Source organism: Plastoroseomonas hellenica, from assembly GCF_018129085.1.
In the GTDB taxonomy this organism is placed as follows: Bacteria; Pseudomonadota; Alphaproteobacteria; order Acetobacterales; family Acetobacteraceae; genus Plastoroseomonas; species Plastoroseomonas hellenica.
In genome coordinates this window covers 1-4,798 of record NZ_JAAGBB010000116.1, presented here as the reverse complement: position 1 = coordinate 4,798, position 4,798 = coordinate 1, and the positions used below count along the sequence as shown (strand labels likewise).

8 protein-coding genes are annotated in these 4,798 nt (G+C 70.1%); 4 read left to right on the top strand and 4 right to left on the bottom strand.

The window, feature by feature from the left end:
* Positions 1-528 precede the first annotated feature (528 nt).
* On the top strand, positions 529-1,275 hold the full coding sequence (locus GXW71_RS34165) for a response regulator transcription factor (RefSeq protein ID WP_211858486.1): 747 nt from the start codon (positions 529-531) through the stop codon (positions 1,273-1,275).
* Between the two features lie 358 nt (positions 1,276-1,633).
* On the top strand, positions 1,634-2,002 hold the full coding sequence (locus GXW71_RS34160) for a response regulator (protein ID WP_211858485.1): 369 nt from the start codon (positions 1,634-1,636) through the stop codon (positions 2,000-2,002).
* Here the strand turns inward: GXW71_RS34160 and GXW71_RS34155 are convergent.
* Entirely contained in the window at positions 1,915-2,256 is a 342-nt protein-coding gene (locus tag GXW71_RS34155; RefSeq protein ID WP_211858483.1) for a hypothetical protein, read from the bottom strand. The genes GXW71_RS34160 and GXW71_RS34155 overlap by 88 nt on opposite strands.
* 245 nt (positions 2,257-2,501) lie before the next feature.
* On the opposite strand from GXW71_RS34155, the gene GXW71_RS34150 reads away from it, so the two are divergent.
* Positions 2,502-2,672 carry a hypothetical protein gene (locus GXW71_RS34150; RefSeq protein WP_211858482.1) on the top strand — a complete coding sequence of 57 codons (171 nt, stop codon included), beginning with the start codon at positions 2,502-2,504 and terminating at the stop codon, positions 2,670-2,672.
* A 24-nt stretch (positions 2,673-2,696) separates the two neighbouring features.
* Here the strand turns inward: GXW71_RS34150 and GXW71_RS34145 are convergent, their stop codons facing one another.
* The 3 genes from GXW71_RS34145 to GXW71_RS34135 all read right to left on the bottom strand — a co-directional run bounded on the left by GXW71_RS34145 (position 2,697) and on the right by GXW71_RS34135 (position 3,792).
* On the bottom strand, positions 2,697-2,906 hold the full coding sequence (locus GXW71_RS34145) for a hypothetical protein (protein WP_211858481.1): 210 nt from the start codon (positions 2,904-2,906) through the stop codon (positions 2,697-2,699).
* A gap of 112 nt (positions 2,907-3,018) precedes the next feature.
* The gene (locus tag GXW71_RS34140) at positions 3,019-3,249 is read right to left on the bottom strand and encodes a hypothetical protein (protein ID WP_211858480.1); all 231 of its coding nucleotides are present in this window, start codon (positions 3,247-3,249) and stop codon (positions 3,019-3,021) included.
* A gap of 273 nt (positions 3,250-3,522) precedes the next feature.
* Positions 3,523-3,792: a hypothetical protein gene (locus tag GXW71_RS34135; RefSeq protein ID WP_211858478.1), complete on the bottom strand. Its 270-nt coding sequence runs from the start codon at positions 3,790-3,792 to the stop codon at positions 3,523-3,525.
* A 166-nt stretch (positions 3,793-3,958) separates the two neighbouring features.
* Here GXW71_RS34135 and GXW71_RS35355 point away from each other — a divergent pair, with 166 nt between their 5' ends.
* Positions 3,959-4,636, top strand: coding sequence for a Crp/Fnr family transcriptional regulator (locus GXW71_RS35355; RefSeq protein WP_211858476.1), 678 nt, complete (start codon positions 3,959-3,961; stop codon positions 4,634-4,636).
* The last annotated feature ends 162 nt before the right edge of the window (positions 4,637-4,798 follow it).

Here is a 4,798-nt window from a genome sequence, read left to right as displayed (position 1 = left end):
GCACGCGGTCGAACACCTGCATCATGTAGATCGACACGGTGAGCTGCAGCAGGTTCACGACGCCGCTGAACACGCCGACCGTCACCAATTCGGAGCGGCACGCACCGACCGCCGCATCAAGCGGCGTGCGCGAAGGCGAGGCAGGGGCTGGCTGCGACATGAGCATCCTCGGGGCGGGCCGGCAATCTAGCGCCCAATCGGGGGGCTTTGGCACTGACGGACCGTGCCCACAAGGAGCCCAATTCATTTAAAATTCACTGTTCCCTGAGGCACAGGCCGGGCGCCGGGCCGCTCACGAAGACGGGACCGATGTGCCGACCTCCTCCGCCACTGCCGCCGGTTTGACGGCGGCCACATTGGGAAGCCCGCCAAACCAATCATGACAAAAGGCGATTTGTCGGATGCTTTTCCCAAAATGAAATAATACAGCGGCCTACCGGAGCCCTTTATACCCTGTGATGAGCCTGGGTCGCCCCGCCCGCCGCATCGCCGGCCGGTCGTGGCCGGCCCGGCAAGCGGCATGGGCAGATGATGATCCGGACCCTTCTGATCGACGACGACGCTGAATTCGGTGAGTCGGTGCGCGGCTACCTCGCGGCGCATGGTTTCGAGGTACGCGCCGTCACCGGCTCGGCCCCGGCCTTCGCGAGCCTGGCGGAGTTCAAGCCCTCCATCATCATCATCGACCAGAACTTGGAGGGCGAGAGCGGCACCGAGGTGTTCCGCAAGCTGTCCTCCCTGACCACCGCCCCCTGCATGTTCCTCTCCGGCGGGCGGGAGGAGGTGGACCGGGTCGTGGCGCTGGAGCTCGGCGCCTATGACTATGTCGCGAAGCTGACGCCGCCCAGGGAGATCGTGGCGCGCATTCGTTCCATCCTGCGCCGCGCCGCGCCGCAGGCCGGCGCACCGGCGGCACCGGCGACGACGCCGGTTGCGGCCGGCGGCCCCGGCTGGCACCTCTCGGTCGAAAAACGCGAGTTGTTCCGGCCGGATGGCCAGGCCTGCACCCTGACCGCCTCGGAGTTCGAGGTGCTGCGGGTGCTGGTCACGGCGCGCGGCAAGGTGCTGAGCCGGGACGAGATCAGCGAACGTGCCTTCCATCGCCCATTCCGGCCCGGCGACCGCGCGGTCGACATGGCGGTGATGAAGATCCGCAAGAAGATCGAGATCAACCAGCACCATCCGCAGGCCATCAAGTCGGTGCGGCCCTTCGGTTATGTCTTCACCGACTTCCCAGCCGGCATGCCGGCCGAAGAGCCGGCGGAGCGTGGCTGAGCCGGCCGGCGCTGCCGTCATGCCGGTGGCCGCGAAGGCCGCTCCGTAGCCGACACGCCCAGCATGGATCGAAGGCCGGCGTCGCTCAGCGCGCCCATCATGGGCTGCGGGCCCGCACAGGGGAGGCGAAGCCCGCCGCCGCCTTGGCGCCGTCCGGCAAGGCTGATCCATGTTAAGGACGTGGCATCACGGCTCCGCTAGAGCTGAGCCCATTCGGGTGCATCACCCGAGCGGGCGACGATACCTGTCAGGATGAGGCCTCAATCGATGCGGCCTGGCCGGACGGCGCGAAGCCGATCCGGGCATCCCGCCCGGACACGGTCGTCATGCCCGCCCTCAGGCCGGAGCCCTTCCCTGCATGGTGATTCCATCGGACGCATCGATCCTCGTCGTCGAGGATGAATGGATCATCGCCGAAGCGATCTCCCGTTCGCTGCGCCGTTGGGGCTACCGCGTCCTGGGCCCGGCGGCGGACGTCCCGGCGGCGCTCGCGCTGCTGGAGCAGGAGACCCCGGCCGCGGCGTTGCTCGACGCCTCGCTGGGACATCAGCCGAGCTTCGCCGTGGCCGACCTCCTGATCGCGCGCGGCGTGCCCTTTGCCTTCCTCAGCGGCCACCAGGTAGAGGATCTGCCGCCGCGCTACGCGGCCAGCCGGCTACTGAACAAGCCCTTCGCGGAGGCGGCGCTGCAGACCGAGATCATGGCGCTGCTCGGCATCCCGGGCTGATCGGGACCCGCGCCCGCCCCCACCGCCGGCTGGCCCCGGCGGCGGCGGTCCGGCACGCCATGCACCGCCGCTTCGAGCGAACTGCGCGTGGATTCCAGCATGCGTTCCATCCGCCGGCCACGCGCCATGCCGAGGGCATGGGCCGAAAGGCTCACGATCAGCAGGGTCATCACCGTGGCGGCGACCCAGATGGCGATGCCCGGCGCCGGTATTTGCAGCGCTGCTTCCGTCATGTTCTCCACGCGGCTCTCCATGCCTCTCCGTCCGGGCAGGGATGTACTCACTTGCGGCAGCGCGGCGAAATCCAAGACTTGTCGGTTTTTGTCACGCGCTCCGGAGACGCGAGCGCCATTCGCCGCTCGTCAGGGTCGCGGATATGGCCGGCTACGGGCGCAGAGTGGCGGCAGCGGGAGCAGGATCGCATGGCAAGCAAGGGTCGGTAAGGGTTCCGCAACCTTTCCGTGCCTATAGGGCGGGTTGCGTCTTGAGGGATGGCCCAATGCTCGATCTGCTGCAGGCACTGTTTGTCGGACTGGTGCTGTCCGCCGGCGTCGCGGCGGCGCATTGGGCGTTCGGCACGAACGAACGCCCCGAGGACATGCAGCCCGCCCTGCTGGAGAGCGCGCCGCCCGCTATCCTCGCCACTCTGGTGGGGCGGGCCCCGGCCTGAGGCCGGCCCGGCGCAGGCGCCGGTTCACGCCGTGATGGCGGCCTGCGGCGGCAGGGCGCGAATCGTCTTGTCGATCTGCTGCTTCAGTGCCTGCAACAGGGCGACATCCATTTCGATGTCCAGGAAGTCGGGCAGAGTCGGATGCGGCGCACCGCGCGTGACCACAAGGGATGCCCGCTTGCCATCGACGATGAGCGAGAGGTCTTCAGCGGTGACTCGGATGGGCTGGGTCATGACGGCTCCTTTGGAATCCAGATAGTCGCGAAACGACCGCAGCACGGCCCTTTTCCTGTCTGGATTTGTCGCGGCCGGCGCGATGGGGTCGCACACCGCGATCATGCAATCGCTACATGAGACAGGGCGGCTTCGATCGCACTGCGGCCCAGTTGACGGCGCGGGGCTGAGGCGGCGCCGGCGGCGGATCCGGCAGGCCGGTCACCGCGGTCTGCAGACGGTCGTTCAGGGTCCGGGCCCGGCGTTCACGGCGGCGCCCGCGCCCCACCCCGATGCGGTAGCCGATCAGTGCCGCCGCCAGCAGCCCGCCCATGTAAGGCATCCAGACCAGCCAACCCGCCACGCCCAACCTCCGGTCCTCAAGGACATCGGAAGGCGCGTATAAAGAATGAAGCGTTACCGATTTCTGCATTGCATCAATCCCGGGCAGAAATGATGGGATGCATGCACGCGCCGGCCGGCGGGAAAAGAACCCGCCGCGAAGGGGAAATCGCGGCGGGTCGGAGGGGGGTGGATGCCCCGACACGGGATTGGTGGGGAATCCGGAGCATCCGACCCGGCAACGCGCCAACCGGGCGCAGGGCTGCATCGCCCCGTCTTCACAGGCGGGTGCGCCTCAGACCAGCCAGAAGCCGGCTTCGTGCCGCACCGGTTCGCGGCGCGGCAGGCCGATGTCGCGGCGGATGTGATCGTCGAGTGCCGCCACCGCGGCGGCGCTGCGGGTGGCGGCGTGGCGCGCCGCCAGGGCGCGGATCGCGCGCCGCACCGCGGCGGCCTGGATCAGGCGCCGCACCCGGCTGGCCAGGGACACCGGCGTGGCGGCCGCCCCGGCGTCAAGGCTGCGGAGGATGGCGGGCGCGGCGGGGGTCATCTCGGCGGTCATCATCACTCGTCTCCGTGTGACGCGGTGTGCGTCGTCGCCCGCCCCTGATGCCGAAATCCCGCCACCTGCCCCTGTTCCGCGGGAAACATTCCGTGCGCTCGCCGGCCAGGGACGCATCAGCGCCGCCACGACGCTGTTCGGCTTCGCGCGCCACGGGCATGCTCCGCGCGTGTCAGAAACCTCCGACCTCCGCCGTCTGCTCGACGGTGCCGCGCTCTTCGAGGGCGTGCCGGCGCGGGCGAAGGACCGCCTCGCCCAGGCAGCGCGCCGGCTGCGCTACGCCGCCGGCGCGCCGATGTTCCGCCGCGGCGACCCTGGCGAGGGCATGATCCTGGTGCTGGACGGGCTGGTGCGACTGCATCTCGCGACTGCCGCGGGGCGCGAGATGACGCTCGGCCTGGTCGGCCGCGGTGAGCCGATCGGCGAGATCACCTTGATCGATGGCGGGCCGCGCAGTGCGGACGCCACCGCCATCACCCCGGTCGCGGCGCTGCTGCTGCGCCATGCCGATGTCAGGCCGCTGATCGCCGAGGAGCCGGAATTGGCACTCGCCCTGCTGCAGACCTTCGCGGCGCGACTACGCCGGACCACCGACCAGGTGGAGGCGGTCGGGCTGCTGCCGCTGCAGCAGCGCCTCGCCGCCGCGCTGCTGCGCCTCTCGGCCGTGGACCCGAGCGGGCTGGTGCGGCAGCCGCAGGGCCAGATCGCAGCCCTTGTCGCCGCCAGCCGGCCGAAAGTGAACCAGGCTCTGGCCGAGTTCCGCGCCCGTGGCCTGATCGAGCCGGTGCGGGCCGGGCTGCGGCTGACCGACCCTGCCGGCCTCAGGGACCTGGCGGAGCAGGGATGAAGACCGGCGCCGGCGCGGCCGCGCTGCTGCTCGCCGCCGGCCTGGCCTTCACGTCCCCGGCCGATGAGCTGCGCCACCGGCACGTTGTTCGCGAGCGAGCGCCCGAAATCCCCGGTCAGCAGCCCGCCGAGCCAGTGCAGGTAGCGGAGCGGCGCCGGCTGG